We start from the raw sequence: 18,128 nt of genomic DNA on the forward strand, positions 1-18,128 counted from the left end.
ATGAAAAAAATTCCTAGAAAAATAAAATCACTATTTGTAAATACCTATCACTTATTTATAGCGGCAGGCAAGGGCTTTATGGAAGACCGTGTGATGAAACTTAGCGCCGCTTTGGCCTACTATACCATCTTTTCACTCACGCCTTTAATCATCATTGTGATTTCCTCCGCATCTATTTTTTTAGGAGATAACATGGACCCCAACACCAAATTATTTGGGGAGATTAGTGAATTAATAGGAAGTAGCGCTGCTAACCAATTGAGAACTTTTGTGAATAATGCCAATCTATCTGGACGAAGTACCATTGGTTTAATCATCGGCATCTCTACATTGATCATTGGTTCCACAGCTATCTTTATTGAAATACAAGATAGTATCAATCTAATTTGGAAAGTAAAAGCGGTCCCCAAAAAGGGTTGGAAAAAACTCATCACTAACCGTTTGTTGTCTTTTTCTCTAATTGCCTCATTGGGCTTTTTATTGCTGGTGTCGTTAGTGGTAAACAGTGTGGTAGTGGGTATTGGAGGAAAGCTAGATAGCTATGCGGCCAAGATTGGTATTGAAGAAGTATCGGGGTGGTTAATGCTTATTGTGACCAATGCATTAACCCTAGCTGTGGTAACTTCTATTTTTGCCATTATTTTTAAGGTACTACCTGATGTAAATTTAAAATGGAAGCCAGCATTGGTTGGTGCATTGTTTACAGCCCTACTCTTCAGCCTAGGTAAATATGTTATTGGCATTTACATCGAAAAAGGCAATCCTGGCTCGGCATTTGGTGCGGCTAGTTCCATTATTGTGATTTTGGTTTGGATTTATTATACCGCCATTATCTTATATTTTGGTGCCGAATTTACTCAAGCATATGCGGAGAAGTTTGATACACGAATTACCCCTTCCAAATATGCCGTGCATTTAAAAACCATCGTGGTTGAAAAAGAGGTAGACAAATTACCACCTCAGCATCCAGAAGATACCGTTGAAGCAAATAAAGACATATAAGTTTGCTTTAAATTACGCTATTATATAGCTCACAATTTTGGCAATCAGTTCCTTTTCCGAATAGGGTTTAAGCACTAAATCATTCATCCCTGCTGCAAGATATCTATCCCTGTCTTCCTCTAAAACATTAGCGGTTACCCCAAGTACTGGAACTTTTGATTTTATGGTATCCTTATCTGCTCTGATCATACGAGTAAGTTCAACTCCACCCATAATCGGCATTTGCACATCGGTGAGTATTAAATCGTAATTGTTTTTGGTAAAAAGCTGAAATGCCTCCGAACCATCATAAGCCGTATCGGTAATTACGTTATATTTTTTAATGACTGTTTGAGCCAGTAATACATTCATTTTATTATCATCAACCAACAAAATTCTCTTGCCTGCCAAATGACCAACATTGGTAATGGCTAAGCTTTTTTGTTTACTGGCGACATCATCGCAAAGCTCATAAGGGATCTCAAAGGTAAAGTTCGATCCCTTACCTACTACACTAGTTAAGCCTATTTTTCCTTTCTGTAACTCCACAATTCGTTTACAAATGGCCAAACCTAATCCTGTTCCTTTTTGAGTATTTTTAGTGGTCGAGTAATTTACTTGCGAAAACTCATCGAAAATAACCGCTGCATCTTTATCTTCAATTCCCACCCCGGTATCAATCACCTGTATTTTCAAAGTACCTATCTTTTTAGATACCGCTATGACATCAGCCTTAAGCGTTACAGAACCTTTATCCGTAAATTTAATAGCATTACTTAACAAGTTCATGATCAACTGTTTCAATCGCAATGAATCACCGATGATGGTTAATCCTTCGTTAAAGGATATTTCTTTCTCTAGTTTAATGCCTTTTCTGGAAGCTTGAATAGCGATGCTATTTAACACTTCATTAATAGCGTCCGCAGGAGCAAAAGCCACCTTATCAAAATTGATTTTACCCACCTCGTATTTTGAAAAATCGAGAATATCGTTTACTAAATCCAGCAATAATTCCGAAGACGTTTTAATGGCTTCTACTTGCTCCTTTTGCTGTGAAGAAAGATTTTCCTGACTCAATTGCTCTGAAAAACCAATTACTGAATTGAGTGGTGTGCGGATTTCATGACTCATATTGGCCAAAAATCTGCTTTTGGATTGGGCGTATTGTGAAATCCTATGACCATAATCAATCAACTGGCTTTCATTGCGATAAATTTTCCATAGGTTAAATAAGATGATGGCGACCAAGACGAACAACAATCCGAAGATCACAAAGTAAATTTTATCGATGCTTTTAAAAGTATTATCCAAATCGTATTGGATACTCTTTTTAGTTTGAGAAGCAAAGGCTAATTCGGAAGTTTTAAAATTTTGAAGAAGGAATACGATCTCATTAATGATGCGTGAATTGATTCGTAAAATACCGATCTCATTATCCTTAAGTATTTTATTGGCTGCATACAGATTTCGAAAATAGGTATTGATATTCTTGATCTGCATTTTGTTATAATTCTTACTTGATAAGGAGGTATCTAAAGTGATTTCCTTTTTCACCAAAACGGCATTGGTATCCACCTTTCCTTTTTTCCTCGAAAAAGCATCTGCAATCCTGCCAAACAACCCTTTTTCTTTCACGTCTACCTTAGGTTTTATGGTATCGATGACTACCATTGTTTTGAACCTACCTTGCGTAATTTCCATTCCCTTGGTAAAAGTTCGCTGTTTAAGTGTATCGATATTAGCGTTGATCAAAAACAAGCTATCGGTAAGCTGCTTAAGCTTTAAATACACCTGCATTTTTGCTTTTTTCTGGCTTACCAAACCTTTCACATTTTTAGAATAGGTGGTGGTACTTTCACGGAATTGCAGCGTATCTAGAATTTTTGAAACACGACCAATTTCACTAGAAAACAACTTCATGTACGCATTATTCCCTGTGGCTTCAAATAACCTGCAATTGTTATCAGCCCGATATAAAAGCAGTACGCAGGTATCTAATTGCGAATAGTCACTTTCAATACTATTAAGTTGATTTACATTTTCAGAAAGTAAATGAATGCGGTTATTACGGGTATAAAAAAAGATTGCCGAAATAAAAAGTGCCAGTAATAAAATTACAATAAGCCCATATCGAGAAGCACTTTTTTTGGTGTTGATAGTCATACGTTGCGTTAATGCGGATCGTCTAAAATGCAACATAGAGGCAAATATCATGCCCTAAACAATGCTGCTCCTACATTTTAAAGGCAAAGCATTTTAGCACTTCAAACGAAAACCATAATTCACTGAAAACATTAATATTACGCTGTTATGCTACTTCTAAATCTTCTATCTCTTTTTCTTCAGCGTCCACCTCATCTTTTTCAATACGTAGATTTTTAATGATATGTTGTTGCCTATCGGGAGTATTTTTCCCCATATAATATTCCAATAAGCTCTTAATGGTTTGTTCTTTCAGAATTACAGGATCTAAACGAATGTCTTTCCCAATAAACAATCCAAATTCGTCAGGAGAAATCTCTCCCAAACCTTTAAAGCGAGTAATCTCTGGTTTACCCCCTAATTTGGCAATGGCATTTCTACGTTCTTCGTCACTGTAACAATAAATTGTTTCTTTTTTGTTTCTTACCCTAAAAAGTGGTGTTTGAAGAATATAAACATGTCCAGCTTTTACCAAATCAGGAAAAAATTGCAGGAAGAAAGTCATCATTAACAAACGAATGTGCATTCCATCCACATCTGCATCAGTGGCAATTACGATATTGTTGTAGTGTAAACCTTCCAAACCATCTTCAATATTCAAGGCGTGCTGTAAAAGATTAAATTCTTCATTTTCGTAAACCACCTTTTTAGTCAATTCGTAGCAATTTAAAGGTTTACCTTTCAAGCTAAACACTGCCTGTGTTTCTACGTCTCTGGATTTAGTGATTGAACCCGAAGCCGAATCACCCTCGGTAATAAACAAAGTAGTTTCATATCTTCTTTCGTGACTGGTATTGAAATGCACCTTGCAATCTCTTAACTTTTTATTGTGTAAAGATGCTTTTTTTGCCCTATCATTCGCCAACTTCTTAATGCCCGCAATATCCTTACGCTCACGTTCCGATTGTTTGATACGCGTTTCAATAGCATCTGCTACATCTTTATGTTTGTGCAGGTAATCATCCAATTCCTTTTTCAAGAAATCGTTAATAAAAGTACGAACGGTCTGTCCTTCTGGAGCTATTCTTTCTGAACCTAGTTTAGTTTTAGTTTGCGATTCGAAAACAGGTTCCTGAACCCTAATCGCTATCGCTGCAATAATGGATGCCCTAATATCTGAAGCATCATAATCTTTATTGTAATATTCTCTAATCGTTTTAACAACAGCTTCTCTAAATGCCGCTTGGTGCGTACCTCCTTGTGTGGTATACTGTCCGTTTACAAAAGAGTGGTAATCTTCGCCGTATTGCTGACCGTGCGTCATTGCTACTTCAATATCATTCCCTTTAAGGTGGATAATTGGGTAACGGATTTCTTCAGGCTTGTTTTCCCTTGAAAGCAAATCGTACAAACCTCTTTCCGAGAAATATTTTTGATTATTGAAATTAATGGTCAAACCAGTATTCAAGAAAACGTAGTTCCAGATCATGGTCTCTACAAAATCTGGAATGTAGCGGTAGTTTCTAAAAATAGTTTCGTCGGGATAAAAAGTGATTGAAGTGCCGTTGCGTTGTGTGGTTTCAATTTCCGGATGTTCCAAGGTAACCAACCCTTTGCTGAACTCCACTCGCTTTGTTTTACCGTCACGATAACTTTGCACCACAAAAATGGTAGAAAGTGCATTTACCGCCTTGGTACCTACCCCATTCATCCCTACTGATTTTTGGAAGGCATTACTGTCGTATTTACCACCAGTATTCATTTTAGAAACACAGTCGATTACTTTTCCCAAAGGAATACCTCGGCCGTAATCTCTTACAATCACTTTGTGTTCATGCAAACTAATATCTATGGTTTTTCCCGCACCCATCATAAATTCGTCAATAGAATTATCGATGATTTCCTTTAACAGTACGTAAATTCCATCATCTTGCGCCGAACCATCACCCAACTTACCAATGTACATACCTGGACGTTTTCGAATGTGCTCTTGCCAATCTAAGGACTTAATACTGTCTTCGTTATAGATAGGTTCTGCCATAATACTGTTGTTTTACTTGTGGATTGCTTCGAAAATAAAATAAGCCATACAAATTTAATCAATTTCGACTGTTTTTATTGGCTAGATTTCCACATTTGAACATTCCGCTGACCATTTGGTATTTTTTTGATGACGGAATTGCCGGGCGATATTTTATTGTTAAATTGTGCTTGATAAACAGCTTGCCTATAAAACCGTCATGCTGAATTTATTTCAGCATCAGCTTAACAGATCCTGAAACGAGTTCAGGATGACGACATAACGAAGGCTTAGCACCACAACCTAAACCAACAAACTAAACTATTTCAATGAACCCCGAGAAAAAACAACTTTCGCTTTTCGACCTTTCCATGATTGTGGTGAGCCTAGTGATAGGGATGGGTATTTTTAGAACTCCCGTAAATGTTGCTGCTAAAGCCCAAATCCCCGAACTCTTTTTTCTGGCTTGGATTGTAGGTGGTTTTGTGGCGCTTTGCGGTGCACTAACTTATGCCGAAATTGGTTCTCGTTATCCTGTTACTGGAGGTTATTACAAGATTTTTTCGGTGTGCTACCACCCTTCTATCGCTTTTGCCATCAACTGTATTATTGTGGTAAGCAACGCCGCTTCGGTCGCCGGGGTTTCTTTGATTGGTGCCGAATATTTGAATAAGGCACTATTTCCTGTGGAGATGCAAACCAATGATCACCGGATCCTCATTGGATTGGTGAGCATCATCATTTTTTACACCATTAACCTACTGGGATTAAGAACCAGCTCCCGAACCCAAAATGTACTTACGATCATTAAACTGGTGATGGTGGTTACTTTGATCTGCGCTATTTTCTTTGGTGGCCAAACGCAGCAATTACCTTCGGTTTTTAACACTGCAAATGGCTTGCCTGCTACTTGGAGCGATTACGGAAAGGCACTTGGTATTTGTCTAATTGCGGTTTCCTTTAGTTTTGGAGGCTATCAACAAACCATCAATTTTGGAGGTGAAGCCAAAGAGGCCAAAAAGGTAATTCCTCGTTCAATTTTAGTTGGTTTGGGCATTATCATTACCCTTTACATGGCCATTAATTACGCTTACGTAAAAGTGATTGGCTTTGAGCAGCTGAAATCGGCACAGAGTATTGCGGCTATTCTGGCTGGGCAGATTTTTGGCCCAACAGGTTTTACCATCCTTTCGGTATTGATATTTCTTTCCGTATTGGGCTATGTAAACGTGAACCTTTTGAGCAACCCAAGGGCCATGTATGCCATGGGCGAAGAAAAAGCATTACCTCAAATTTTCACTAAAAAAACGAAGAAAAATGATGTGATGGTTGTAAGTCTTACGGTATTCACGATCTTGTCCATCATCACCCTATTTTACGCCAAAACCTTCGACAAAATTTTAAATTATACCATCTTTATGGACGGTGCAGGTATGATTTTCTCGGCCGCCACTATTTTCTATCTGCGTAAAAAAACGGCACATCTGGATAAAAACACCATTTACACCATGAAGCTTTATCCTTTAATGCCTATTATTTTTATTGCAGCATACTTGTTTGTCGCCATCAGTATTTATAATGATGACTCAGAAGCAGCATTAAACGGGATTTACATTTTCTTAGGTTTTGTAGCCATCTATTTCATCAATAAATTTCTAAATAGGAATAGGGCTGTATAATGCTATTCGCACTTTTTAATTTTAACTTTTAACTTAACAAAGTGGATATTTCATACATTTTAAATGAGCTTGGCGAGGAAAGGGAAAATTACTTCAATGCCATTGCCCCACCTATTATTCAAACCAGCAATTTCAAATTCAACACGGTTGATGACTTTAGAGAAGCTTTAGCAGATGAATATCAGGGCAACCTTTACTCAAGGGGTTTTAATCCAACCATTGATATTTTAAGGAAAAAGCTAGCGGCTTTAGATGGTGCTGAAGATGCTTTGGTTTTTGGTAGCGGTATTGCCGCGGTTACCGTTCCTGTTTTGGCTTTGTTAAGTACTGGTGATGAGGTCGTGTGCGTAGAAAATCCTTACAGTTGGACCATCAAATTATTTAACGATTTCCTTCCAAAATTTGGGATAAAAACCACTTTTGTGGATGGGAGCAATACTTCAGCTATTGAAGCGGCTATTACTTCCCAAACCAAATTGATTTATCTAGAATCCCCCAATACTTTCAGTTTTGACGTGCAGGATTTGGAAGCTATTGCTACTATAGCAAAAGCTAAAGGAATCATCACCATGATAGACAACAGCTATTGTTCGCCGCTTTATCAACAACCCATTGCTTACGGTATTGACTTGGTGGCACAGTCAGCCACTAAATACTTGGCTGGTCATAGCGATGTGATGGCTGGCGTAGTTACGGGCAAAAAGGAATTGATGAAGCGAATTTTTGAAAAGGAATACATGAATATCGGGGCTTCATTGGCTCCTCAAAATGCTTGGCTATTGTTGCGCAGCCTACGCACCTTGCCTATCCGCTTAGAAAAAATTACGGCTAACGCCAATAAGGTGATTGCGTTTTTGGAACAGCATCCAAAAGTAGAAACTGTACTCCATCCATTTAGAAAAAACAGCAAGCAACTTGATTTGGCAAAAAAACAAATGAAAGCCTGTGGCGGACTGTTTAGCATTACTCTTAAAAACCCTAGTTTAGAAAAGATAGAAACCTTTTGCAACAGTTTAAAACATATCTTGATGGCGGTATCATGGGGTGGCTATGAAAGCTTAATTATCCCTGCTTGTGCTGGCATTAGCAAAGCTGATTTTGATTTGAATAACCCAAGACATGTTCTAATCAGGATTTATGTTGGTTTAGAAGAACCTGAGTATTTAATTAGAGATTTGGAAGAGGCCCTATCAATGGAGTGATACAACCTTGGGAAATTCAATAAGACTTACGAAGTTTTAAAAACTTCGCAAGTCTGTATCAGCACAACCCAATGTTAATTAAACCCGATTGAAGTGGAAATACTTTTTGTATTTACTTGTCATCCAGAGCGCAGCGAAGGATCTCTAACGACATGCATTAAACAGATAGATTCCTGGTTCCTCGGAATAACAGCATAGAAGTTAAAACAAAAAGGTTGTAACGAAAAGCGGGGCTACAATAGCCATGAAAAACTGCCAATCATTTCAAAAAAATACTATCAAATAAATTTTACCTACCTTTGTTGCTCGAAGCTGAATTTCTTTAATCATTTAAAGCAACTCGAAAGTTAGTCCTTCAACAAATGATTGTTCTAGCTTCTTCGTAAGTAAACCTCCTTTTGGTTTGTTTTACTTTTTATTTTTTACTTTTTACTTTAACAAAATGTTGTTTTCACAATTAAGGCTTATTGAGCCTATATTAAAAGCTGTTGAATCCGAGGGATATCAAAATCCAACTCCTATACAGCAAAAAGCTATTCCTAGTATTTTAAAACTAAAAGATTTACTGGGCTGTGCACAAACAGGTACAGGAAAAACAGCTGCGTTTGCCATTCCTATGTTGCAGATTTTGCACATGAGGCACTTAAAGACCAACAAGAAAGCCATCAAAGCTTTGGTTTTAACACCCACCAGAGAATTGGCCATTCAAATACAAGAAAGTTTTAGCGTTTATGGCAAAAATTTGCCCGTTAAAAATGCCGTAATTTTTGGAGGTGTAGGCCAACAACCGCAAGTAGATGCGTTGAGAAAAGGCGTGGATGTTTTGGTAGCTACACCTGGAAGACTATTGGACTTAATGGGCCAAGGTCATGTGAACCTAAGCGAGCTGGAAATTTTTGTATTGGATGAGGCCGACCGTATGTTGGATATGGGTTTCATTAACGATGTAAAAAAGGTAGTGGCTAAATTGCCTCAAAAAAGACAAACATTATTCTTCTCGGCCACGATGCCGCCTGAAATAGAAAAGTTGGCCAATACCATTTTAAAAGACCCAGTAACGGTAGAGGTTACCCCTGTTTCTTCTACTGCCGATACCATTAAGCAATCCATTTATTTTGTAGATAAGCCTGATAAAAGGAAGCTTTTAAAACACTTGCTTGATGAGCTTAAAATCAATCATACCTTGATTTTTACGCGTACTAAACACGGTGCCGACAGAATTGCGAGAGACTTGATTAAAGATGGAGTTAAAGCCGCGGCTATTCACGGAGATAAATCTCAAGGAGCCAGACAACGTGCTTTAACTGAGTTTAAAGATAGAACTTTGAGGGTATTAGTAGCCACAGATATTGCGGCTAGGGGCATTGATATTGATGACTTGACTTATGTTTTCAACTATGACTTACCTAATGTGCCTGAAACTTATGTACACCGCATTGGCCGTACGGGTAGAGCTGGTGCCAATGGAAATGCCATTTCTTTTGTTGATGCGGAAGAAAATGAATACTTAATCTCCATTCATAAATTGATTAAAAAGGTAATTCCAATTGTGGAAGATCATCCTTATCCTTTAAGTTGGAAAAGTATGTTGGCGGGAAAGGAAGTGCAACGGAAACCTCAGAAAGATTCCAAGGGGAATAAAGAAGGCGCTCAAAGCAAGAAGAAAAAATTTCACAAGAGCAGAAGATGATTTTCAAAAGCCTATTAATTAACTTTAATAGGCTTTTTATTACCCGTTAAGTCTACTTTGTACCAGTTACCTTTTTCAAACAAGGCTGCTTCATGCTGACCTTCGTGCTGGTTAACATCAACGCCTAATATTTTGCCGCCGTAGTAAAATCCAACATTTGATTTGATGATGGTATGGCCAACAATAATTCGTTTTACTTGATATTGGGCCAATGTTTGGTTTACAATGGCTTCTTCAAGGGCTGGTTGTTTAAAATAGCCTCTAAACCAAAACAAACCTACGGTACTGTTAAATATCTTAAGGATTTTATCGTCTTTAACGGTATTCTTTAAGTCCTTCCATCCGATATAGGGTTTTGAAATGGCATTGATTTGTTCTACCGTTAATTTTAATTCGTTAATTTCTGGAGAAACGCCACCATGTAAACATAAGTTATCACCAATTTTCTCTATCAGATTTTTACTTCTTAGCCATCTCCCTAGTTCAGTATTTTCGTCGTAAAGCTCCATGTATGATTGGCCCATGGCTTCGGCAGCTGCCAAATATTTTTTATCTAAATATTTAAGATTTCCCGCCAGGTTCATAATATCATGATTACCTAGTATGGTATGTACATAGCCGCCTTTTGTTTTGGCTTCCTCCTCTAATTTATACAACAACCATAAAGTTGCGGGTACATCTTTCCCCCTATCAAATAAATCTCCACAAATGACCAAATGGCCTTTACCAAAAATCCATTCATATTTTTTATTGATGACTTTGTTAGATAGCAGTAAGTTTCTTAAAGCATCAAACTCACCCTCAATATCTGATAGGAATAATAGCTTATCAGGTTGACCCCACACGCTTGGCTCGTTCTCTAGAGATGCCTTTAGCTTTACCTCAAAATCTTTCTCTGGGGCATTAGAAAACTTCACTTTTACAACAAGCTTTTGCTTTTCTGTTAAATCATAGGATTTTTCAGTAGCGAATGCCTTTTGTGCTGTATGAGTAACCTCTTTTACCAAAAGCTGCTTGCCTTTGTAAAGCAAATACGGGCCATCAAAAACATTGCCTAAAGTATCTTGCGCACTTATCCTAACCATTGAAAATAGCAAGACGGCAAATGATAACAAAGCAGGTGCAAATCTCATATCAGCAATTAATTTGGGCGCTATACTTTTCTTAATTTAATGATGCGCAACCAATGCATCACTTTCATCATTGGATAGGTTGGATCAAACTCCCACCAGCGGGTTGCAAAGTTTGGTGAATTTGGTCTTTTGTGGTGATTGTTCTGAAACAATTCTCCCATCAACAAAAAATCCCAAGGTAAAGAGTTTTTGCTGTGATCGTCGTTATCGTGGTTGGAATAACCGTATTTATGTCCGCACCAATTAACAATTGCTCCATGAATTGGTCCCATTAAAAAATGGATAGGTAATAGCAAAAACATCCACCATGAGGTGGCGAAAGTTACATAAAACCAAATATAGAATAAACCACATGCGATACGCCAAATCCATGAATCGCCTATTCTATCAATAATTGGCCACTCTGGATAATTTCCTCTAAAGGCTGGCTCAGGTTCTATTTTATGTAACAGATAAGCCAAATACATATTTTTAGTAGCGATCATCATTCCAAAAACATCCTTAAAAAAATGTGGCGAATGAGGATCCTTTTCAGTATCGCTATAGGCGTGGTGCATGCGATGCAAAATGGCATAGGCTCTAGGATTTAGAAAAGAAGAACCTTGTGAAATAAGCAACAGCAAATAGAAAAAACGTTCCCAAAATATATTCATCTTAAACATTTTGTGCGATGAATAACGGTGAAGGAAAAAGGTTTGGCTAAACAATGATAGGAACCAATGTGCCAAAAAGAAATATAAAACAATCATACAAAGGGGCAAGAATGGTCTTTCTTGCCATAAATTTTAATTTAAATAATAATGGGATAGGATTATCTCCCGAAATCGTCTTGAACGCGTACAATATCATCCTCATCTGAAGGGTTGCTAGCATCCGTATGTTGCCATATCTCGGCCACCACACCCCAATCGTCTAATCCAATCAAACGGTGGCGCTCACCTTGATGTAACTTGATTTGCTGATTTGGCGAATAGGTTTTCAGTTCTCCTTCTTGATCAGTCTCACTGGTTTTAATCCCAACAGTACCTGTTACCACTTGCCAAATTTCGGCCCTACGATGATGATATTGCCAAGATAGCCTTGCATTTGGTGCTACGATTAAAACTTTAGGGCTTAGTTTACCCCCAATTTTTAACGTGGCAATGTCTAATCCATCAAAATAGGTATCGGCAAATTGTTGTGCCTGGGCTTCATCTATGACAAAAAAACCACCCCAAGGTCTGGTTTCGTCTCTATTCACAATGTTAAAACCTTCAAGTTTTAAGCGTTGTGCTACACTATCAAAAATATCTCGCTTTTGAGTATCCATAAAGTTCAAAAATAACAGTTAAAAACTAAAACACACATAATGTCAGCTAGTTTTAATAAATAACTGAAATTTAGTTTTGAGAAGAAGCTCTTTTTGCTTGCCGTTTACCAATAGCAACAAAGGCAAAAAATAGCATTACGAACAACAAGGTGATAAATATGCAATTCAAAATAACCTGCTGTAATCCCAATTCAGTAACATTTAAAAATGGATAGGGATAAAAATTAGCGTAAGCGCCTCTAATGAGTACAAAGAAAATGTAGATTAAGGGGAAGATTAACCATCCCCAGATATTTGACCACTTTAATCGGTGTTTTGGCACAAAATAAATCCAATAGATAAGGAATAGAAGCGGCACAATCACATGAAGTAATTCGTTCAACACAATTGCCCAACCATTTAACACCCATAAAAACCTTAAAACAGTATTATAAATTAAAGCCACTACTGTAATATATACCGTGATGGCGGTAATTACGCTCGACCGTTTAAAGAAGGTCCCGAAAGCAGTTTTTGGGAATAGAAAAATAGCGGTTGCACAGATGGCAACCAACAAATTGCTATCAATGGTAAAGTAACTGAAAAACCTGATCAACAATTCGGTCCTAGTAGCCGCTCCGCTGTTGATGTGTAAATAAAATTGAAAAATAAGGGTAAACCAAGCCGTGACGGTTAGTAAGCCTAAATATACTTTTTCTGTTTTATCCTTCATGATTTTCCATAAAAAAGCCACTTACTAGTAGCAAGTGGCTATTCTTTTTAAGCTTGTGCTGTTGGCCCTCCAAATCCCATTGGGTATGGTGTTTCTTCTTGTGTTTTTATGCGTCCATGTGCAGCCTCAAACTTTTCGATATTGTCTTGCATAGCGTGCATCAGACGTTTTGCATGTTCAGGAGTTAAAATAATCCTAGACTTTACTTTTGCTTTAGGGATTCCTGGCATTACTCTGATGAAGTCCAGTACAAACTCTGTATTAGAGTGTGTAATAATGGCCAAGTTTGAAAAAATACCTTCGGCAATTTCTTCCGACAATTCTATATTTAATTGATTTTCGTTCTGTTGTTGTTCCATATTAACAAAGCTAATACTTTAATTTAAAAGTGCTAAGCTTCTTAAAAAATGTTTATCATATCTGTATCAACTATCCTCGAACTTTATTAAGGCTCGTGAACGAGACTTTGAATAATTGGGTAGTATAGCAGATCATCTTATCATTGCAGTTACAAATATTACGGACGCAGTTGCCCATATTACCGGCGCAGTTACAAATATCATGGACGCAGTTGCCCATATTACCGGCGCAGTTATAAATATCATGGACGCAGTTGCTCATATTACCGGCGCAGTTACAAATATCATGGACGCAGTTGCCCATATTACCGGCGCAGTTACAGATATCATGGACGCAGTTGCCCATATTACCGGCGCAGTTACAGATATCATGGACGCAGTTGCCCATATTACCGGCGCAGTTACAGATATCATGGACGCAGTTGCCCATATTACCGGCGCAGTTACAGATATTATAAAATGCAAAGACTTACGAAGTTTTAAAAACTTCGTAAGTCTTTAAGTCTGTTCATAAATGAAAATAATTACCCATAAAAAAATCCCTAGCGAAAACGCTAGGGATTTATATTTACATTGCTTTTTTTGCATTACTGCTACTAAGCTTCTACTTCTTCTTGTTTTGAAGCCAATAGTTTGTCGTACTCTTCTTGAGAACCTACAATGATACGCTCGTAGCCACGTACACCAGTACCTGAAGGGATCAAGTGACCAACGATTACGTTTTCTTTCAAGCCTAACATTTTGTCTTTCTTACCTGCAATTGCAGCTTCGTTCAACACTTTTGTAGTTTCCTGGAATGATGCCGCAGAAATGAATGACTTAGTACCTAATGAAGCACGAGTGATACCTTGTAGTACTGAACTAGCAGTAGCTGGCTTAGCATCTCTTACTTCGATCTGAGCTAAATCTTGACGTTTCAATTGAGAATTTTCGTCTCTTAATTTACGTAAAGAAATAATTTGACCTTGTTTTACGGTAGTTGAATCACCTACTTCAACAACAACTTTCTTGTCAAAGATTTCGTCGTTCTCATCCATAAAGTCCCAACGGTCTACAGAATCGTTCTCTAAGAAACGGGTATCTCCTGGATCTTCGATGTGAACTTTCTGCATCATTTGGTGTACAATTACTTCGAAGTGCTTATCGTTGATTTTCACCCCTTGTAAACGGTAAACCTCTTGGATACCATTCACTAAGTATTCTTGTACTGCTGCTGGACCTTTAATTGCCAAGATATCCGCTGGAGAGATAGAACCATCTGACAATGGCATACCTGCTTTAACGAAGTCATTATCTTGTACTAAGATGTGTTTAGAAAGTGGAACTAGGTATTTTTTAACCTCACCATCTCTAGATTCGATGGTCATCTCACGGTTACCACGTTTGATACCGCCTAAAGTTACCACACCATCAATCTCCGTAACAACTGCTGGATTTGAAGGGTTACGAGCCTCGAACAACTCAGTTACACGAGGTAAACCACCCGTAATATCTCGGGTTTTACCTGTAGCACGAGGGATCTTAACTAATACTTGACCACTTTGTACAGCATCACCTTCGTCAACCGCAATGTGCGCTCCTACTGGAATGTTGTAAGTTCTGATCAACTCGCCTTTTTTATCCAATACCTTGATTGAAGGGTTTTTGGTTTTATCACGAGTATCAATAATTACTTTTTCACGGTGACCAGTTTGCTCATCAGATTCTTCACGGAAAGTTACACCTTCGATGATGGCATCAAATTCGATTTTACCTCCAAATTCAGAGATAATAACCGCGTTATATGGATCCCAAGAAACAATTTTATCACCTTTAGCAACTTTATCACCTTCTTTTACATATAAGAATGCACCATAAGGGATATTGTTGTTTACGATTACTTTGTTAGTTCCTGGTTCAACAATTCTGAATTCACCTGAACGACCTAGAACGATATCAACCACACCATCTTCAGTAGTAGTTTGTACGGTACGTAAATTTTCAAACTCAATTACACCATCAAACTTAGCGTTGATTTGAGATTCGTTGGCAATGTTAGATGCCGTACCACCCACGTGGAATGTACGAAGTGTTAACTGTGTACCTGGCTCACCGATTGACTGCGCAGCAATTACACCTACAGCCTCACCTCTTTGAACACGTTTACCCGACGCTAAGTTACGTCCGTAACACAATGCACAAACACCACGTTTATTTTCACAAGTTAATACAGAACGGATCTCGATACCTTCTAACGGAGATTCTTCGATTGCTCTAGCCACCTCTTCGTCGATATCTTGACCTGCACCTACCAATAACTCACCGCTTAATGGGTTGTACACATCATGTAATGAGGTACGTCCCAAAATACGTTCGTATAGTGGCTCAACAACGTCTTCATTATCTTTCAATGCTGTAGTGTACATACCTCTTAAAGTACCACAGTCTACATCATTAACAATCATATCTTGCGCTACGTCATGCAAACGACGAGTTAAGTAACCCGCATCCGCTGTTTTTAACGCCGTATCCGCCAAACCTTTACGGGCACCGTGGGTAGAGATAAAGTACTCTAATACAGATAATCCTTCTTTAAAGTTCGACAAGATTGGGTTTTCGATAATCTCACCACCAGAACCTGATTTTTGAGGTTTAGCCATCAAGCCCCTCATCCCTGCCAGCTGACGAATCTGCTCTTTAGAACCACGGGCTCCGGAGTCAAGCATCATGTAAACAGAGTTGAAACCTTGATTATCTGATGATAATTGGTTCATTACAAACGTCGTTAAACGGTTGTTGATACGAGTCCAGATATCGATAATTTGGTTGTAACGTTCGTTGTTGGTAATGAAACCCATGTTATAGTTGTTTCTTACCTCTTCAACTTCGTTAGCAGCTTGCTCTAATAAAGTATGCTTCTCTACTGGAATGTTTACGTCTTGTAAGTTAAACGATAAACCTCCACGGAATGCACTTTGGAAACCTAATTCTTTGATATCATCTAAGAATCTAGCTGAGCGAGCCATACCAGTCATTTTTACTACTTCACCAATGATATCTCTTAAAGATTTTTTGGTTAATAGTTCGTTGATATAACCAACTTCTTCCGGTACCATTTGGTTAAATAACACACGACCTACTGTAGTTTCAATTAACTTGTTTACAATAGTCCCGTCAGTTTCTTTAACGTTAGCTTTAACTTTAATCCAAGCGTGTAAATCTACTCTCTTCTCATTATAGGCAATAATTACCTCTTCTGCTGAGTAGAAATTCATATCCTGACCTTTTACTACTCTCTTATCATCAGTTCTGCGGCCTTTAGTAATATAATAAAGACCCAAAACCATATCTTGAGAAGGTACTGTAATAGGCGTACCGTTAGCAGGGTTAAGGATATTGTGCGCTGCCAACATCAATACTTGGGCTTCCAAAATTGCAGCATTACCTAACGGTAAGTGGACTGCCATCTGGTCACCGTCAAAATCGGCGTTGAATGCTGTACACACTAATGGGTGTAGTTGGATCGCTTTACCTTCAACTAATTTTGGTTGGAAAGCCTGAATACCTAAACGGTGAAGCGTAGGTGCACGGTTTAACAACACTGGGTGTCCTTTCAACACGTTTTCAAGGATGTCCCAAACTAGTGGATCTTTTCTATCAACAATTTTTTTAGCTGATTTTACAGTCTTAACAACACCTCTTTCAATCATCTTACGAATAATGAACGGTTTGTAAAGCTCGGCAGCCATATCTTTTGGTAAACCGCATTCGTGTAATTTAAGGTTTGGACCTACAACAATTACCGAACGAGCAGAATAATCCACACGTTTACCTAATAAGTTTTGACGGAAACGACCTTGTTTACCTTTCAAGATATCTGAAAGTGATTTTAAGGCACGGTTACCTTCAGTTTTAACAGCGTTTACTTTACGTGAGTTATCGAACAACGAGTCAACAGCTTCCTGTAGCATACGTTTTTCGTTACGTAAAATAACCTCTGGTGCTTTGATCTCGATCAAACGTTTTAAACGGTTGTTACGGATAATCACACGACGATATAAATCGTTCAAATCTGAAGTTGCGAAACGACCACCTTCCAATGGAACTAATGGACGTAACTCTGGTGGAATAACTGGAACGATCTTGATGATCATCCACTCTGGGTTATTCTCGATATTCTCTCTTGAGCTACGGAAAGCCTCAACTACTTGAAGACGTTTTAACGCTTCGTTTTTACGTTGTTGAGAAGTCTCATTAGCTGCTTGGTGACGTAGATTATAAGATAAGCTATCTAAATCAATACGTTTCAACAAATCTTCTAACGCTTCTGCACCCATTTTGGCTACAAATTTATTAGGATCTTTATCGTCTAAGTATTGGTTTTCTTTAGGTAATTTATCTAAAATATCAAGGTACTCTTCTTCAGTTAAGAAATCCATGAACTGGATACCTTGTTCAGCCATTAAACCAGCTTGAATTACTACATAACGCTCGTAGTAAATGATCAAGTCTAATTTTTTGGTTGGCAAACCTAAAAGATAACCGATTTTGTTAGGCAAAGAACGGAAATACCAGATATGTGCTACAGGAACTACCAAATTGATGTGTCCCATACGCTCTCTACGCACTTTCTTTTCAGTTACCTCAACACCACAACGGTCGCAAACAATCCCTTTGTAACGGATACGTTTGTATTTACCGCAATGACATTCGTAATCTTTTACAGGACCAAAAATACGCTCGCAGAACAAACCATCACGTTCTGGTTTGTAAGTACGATAGTTAATGGTTTCTGGCTTTAAAACTTCACCGCTTGAACGCTCCAAGATATTCTCTGGAGAGGCCAAACTAATGGTAATGGAAGTGAAGTTACTTTTTAATTTATTATCCTTTTTGTAAGACATATTCTTTCTTTAAAGTTG

General features: G+C 38.0%; 13 protein-coding genes. 5 read left to right on the top strand and 8 right to left on the bottom strand.

The window, feature by feature from the left end:
• Window positions 1–1,002, top strand: a complete 1,002-nt coding sequence (locus tag DUT70_RS08730; protein WP_113646943.1) for a YihY/virulence factor BrkB family protein — start codon at window positions 1–3, stop codon at window positions 1,000–1,002.
• A gap of 12 nt (window positions 1,003–1,014) precedes the next feature.
• Here DUT70_RS08730 and DUT70_RS08735 read toward each other — a convergent pair whose 3' ends face one another.
• Both DUT70_RS08735 and DUT70_RS08740 read right to left on the bottom strand, forming a co-directional pair.
• A complete protein-coding gene (locus DUT70_RS08735) occupies window positions 1,015–3,144 on the bottom strand; it encodes an ATP-binding protein (protein WP_162926597.1) in 2,130 nt (709 codons plus the stop codon).
• Window positions 3,145–3,289: 145 nt separating this feature from the next.
• The gene (locus DUT70_RS08740; protein ID WP_113646945.1) at window positions 3,290–5,164 is read right to left on the bottom strand and encodes a DNA topoisomerase IV subunit B; all 1,875 of its coding nucleotides are present in this window, start codon (window positions 5,162–5,164) and stop codon (window positions 3,290–3,292) included.
• Window positions 5,165–5,472: 308 nt separating this feature from the next.
• Here DUT70_RS08740 and DUT70_RS08745 point away from each other — a divergent pair, with 308 nt between their 5' ends.
• The 3 genes from DUT70_RS08745 (at window position 5,473) to DUT70_RS08755 (ending at window position 9,714) form a co-directional block, all read left to right on the top strand.
• A complete protein-coding gene (locus DUT70_RS08745) occupies window positions 5,473–6,822 on the top strand; it encodes an APC family permease (protein ID WP_113646946.1) in 1,350 nt (449 codons plus the stop codon).
• A 41-nt stretch (window positions 6,823–6,863) separates the two neighbouring features.
• Complete coding sequence (locus DUT70_RS08750) at window positions 6,864–8,024, top strand: trans-sulfuration enzyme family protein (RefSeq protein WP_113646947.1); 1,161 nt, start codon at window positions 6,864–6,866, stop codon at window positions 8,022–8,024.
• A gap of 442 nt (window positions 8,025–8,466) precedes the next feature.
• Window positions 8,467–9,714 carry a DEAD/DEAH box helicase gene (locus DUT70_RS08755; protein WP_113646948.1) on the top strand — a complete coding sequence of 416 codons (1,248 nt, stop codon included), beginning with the start codon at window positions 8,467–8,469 and terminating at the stop codon, window positions 9,712–9,714.
• A 14-nt stretch (window positions 9,715–9,728) separates the two neighbouring features.
• Here the strand turns inward: DUT70_RS08755 and DUT70_RS08760 are convergent, their stop codons facing one another.
• From DUT70_RS08760 to DUT70_RS08780, 5 genes are all read right to left on the bottom strand, one after another.
• On the bottom strand, window positions 9,729–10,847 hold the full coding sequence (locus DUT70_RS08760) for a metallophosphoesterase (RefSeq protein WP_113646949.1): 1,119 nt from the start codon (window positions 10,845–10,847) through the stop codon (window positions 9,729–9,731).
• 20 nt (window positions 10,848–10,867) lie between these two features.
• The gene (locus DUT70_RS08765) at window positions 10,868–11,596 is read right to left on the bottom strand and encodes an acyl-CoA desaturase (protein ID WP_113646950.1); all 729 of its coding nucleotides are present in this window, start codon (window positions 11,594–11,596) and stop codon (window positions 10,868–10,870) included.
• A gap of 62 nt (window positions 11,597–11,658) precedes the next feature.
• The gene (locus DUT70_RS08770; protein WP_113646951.1) at window positions 11,659–12,156 is read right to left on the bottom strand and encodes a cupin domain-containing protein; all 498 of its coding nucleotides are present in this window, start codon (window positions 12,154–12,156) and stop codon (window positions 11,659–11,661) included.
• Window positions 12,157–12,226: 70 nt separating this feature from the next.
• Complete coding sequence (locus DUT70_RS08775; protein WP_113646952.1) at window positions 12,227–12,868, bottom strand: Pr6Pr family membrane protein; 642 nt, start codon at window positions 12,866–12,868, stop codon at window positions 12,227–12,229.
• 47 nt (window positions 12,869–12,915) lie between these two features.
• Window positions 12,916–13,227 (bottom strand): DUF3467 domain-containing protein, encoded by a 312-nt coding sequence (locus tag DUT70_RS08780; protein WP_113646953.1) that lies wholly within the window; start codon window positions 13,225–13,227, stop codon window positions 12,916–12,918.
• A 115-nt stretch (window positions 13,228–13,342) separates the two neighbouring features.
• On the opposite strand from DUT70_RS08780, the gene DUT70_RS08785 reads away from it, so the two are divergent.
• Window positions 13,343–13,729: a hypothetical protein gene (locus DUT70_RS08785; protein WP_113646954.1), complete on the top strand. Its 387-nt coding sequence runs from the start codon at window positions 13,343–13,345 to the stop codon at window positions 13,727–13,729.
• 94 nt (window positions 13,730–13,823) lie between these two features.
• Here the strand turns inward: DUT70_RS08785 and rpoC are convergent, their stop codons facing one another.
• Entirely contained in the window at window positions 13,824–18,110 is a 4,287-nt protein-coding gene (gene rpoC / locus DUT70_RS08790) for a DNA-directed RNA polymerase subunit beta' (RefSeq protein ID WP_113646955.1), read from the bottom strand.
• Window positions 18,111–18,128: the final 18 nt, after the last annotated feature.

The organism is Pedobacter chitinilyticus, assembly GCF_003313385.1.
Lineage (GTDB): Bacteria > Bacteroidota > Bacteroidia > Sphingobacteriales > Sphingobacteriaceae > Pedobacter > Pedobacter chitinilyticus.

What these genes read in the sequence shown, in the direction of transcription:
- DUT70_RS08730 (WP_113646943.1), top strand. Translation starts at nt 1, where the DNA reads ATGAAAAAAATTCCTAGAAAAATAAAATCACTATTTGTAAATACCTAT.
- DUT70_RS08735 (WP_162926597.1), bottom strand. Translation starts at nt 3,144, where the DNA reads ATGACTATCAACACCAAAAAAAGTGCTTCTCGATATGGGCTTATTGTA.
- DUT70_RS08740 (WP_113646945.1), bottom strand. Translation starts at nt 5,164, where the DNA reads ATGGCAGAACCTATCTATAACGAAGACAGTATTAAGTCCTTAGATTGG.
- DUT70_RS08745 (WP_113646946.1), top strand. Translation starts at nt 5,473, where the DNA reads ATGAACCCCGAGAAAAAACAACTTTCGCTTTTCGACCTTTCCATGATT.
- DUT70_RS08755 (WP_113646948.1), top strand. Translation starts at nt 8,467, where the DNA reads ATGTTGTTTTCACAATTAAGGCTTATTGAGCCTATATTAAAAGCTGTT.
- DUT70_RS08760 (WP_113646949.1), bottom strand. Translation starts at nt 10,847, where the DNA reads ATGAGATTTGCACCTGCTTTGTTATCATTTGCCGTCTTGCTATTTTCA.
- DUT70_RS08765 (WP_113646950.1), bottom strand. Translation starts at nt 11,596, where the DNA reads ATGATTGTTTTATATTTCTTTTTGGCACATTGGTTCCTATCATTGTTT.
- DUT70_RS08770 (WP_113646951.1), bottom strand. Translation starts at nt 12,156, where the DNA reads ATGGATACTCAAAAGCGAGATATTTTTGATAGTGTAGCACAACGCTTA.
- DUT70_RS08775 (WP_113646952.1), bottom strand. Translation starts at nt 12,868, where the DNA reads ATGAAGGATAAAACAGAAAAAGTATATTTAGGCTTACTAACCGTCACG.
- DUT70_RS08780 (WP_113646953.1), bottom strand. Translation starts at nt 13,227, where the DNA reads ATGGAACAACAACAGAACGAAAATCAATTAAATATAGAATTGTCGGAA.
- rpoC (WP_113646955.1), bottom strand. Translation starts at nt 18,110, where the DNA reads ATGTCTTACAAAAAGGATAATAAATTAAAAAGTAACTTCACTTCCATT.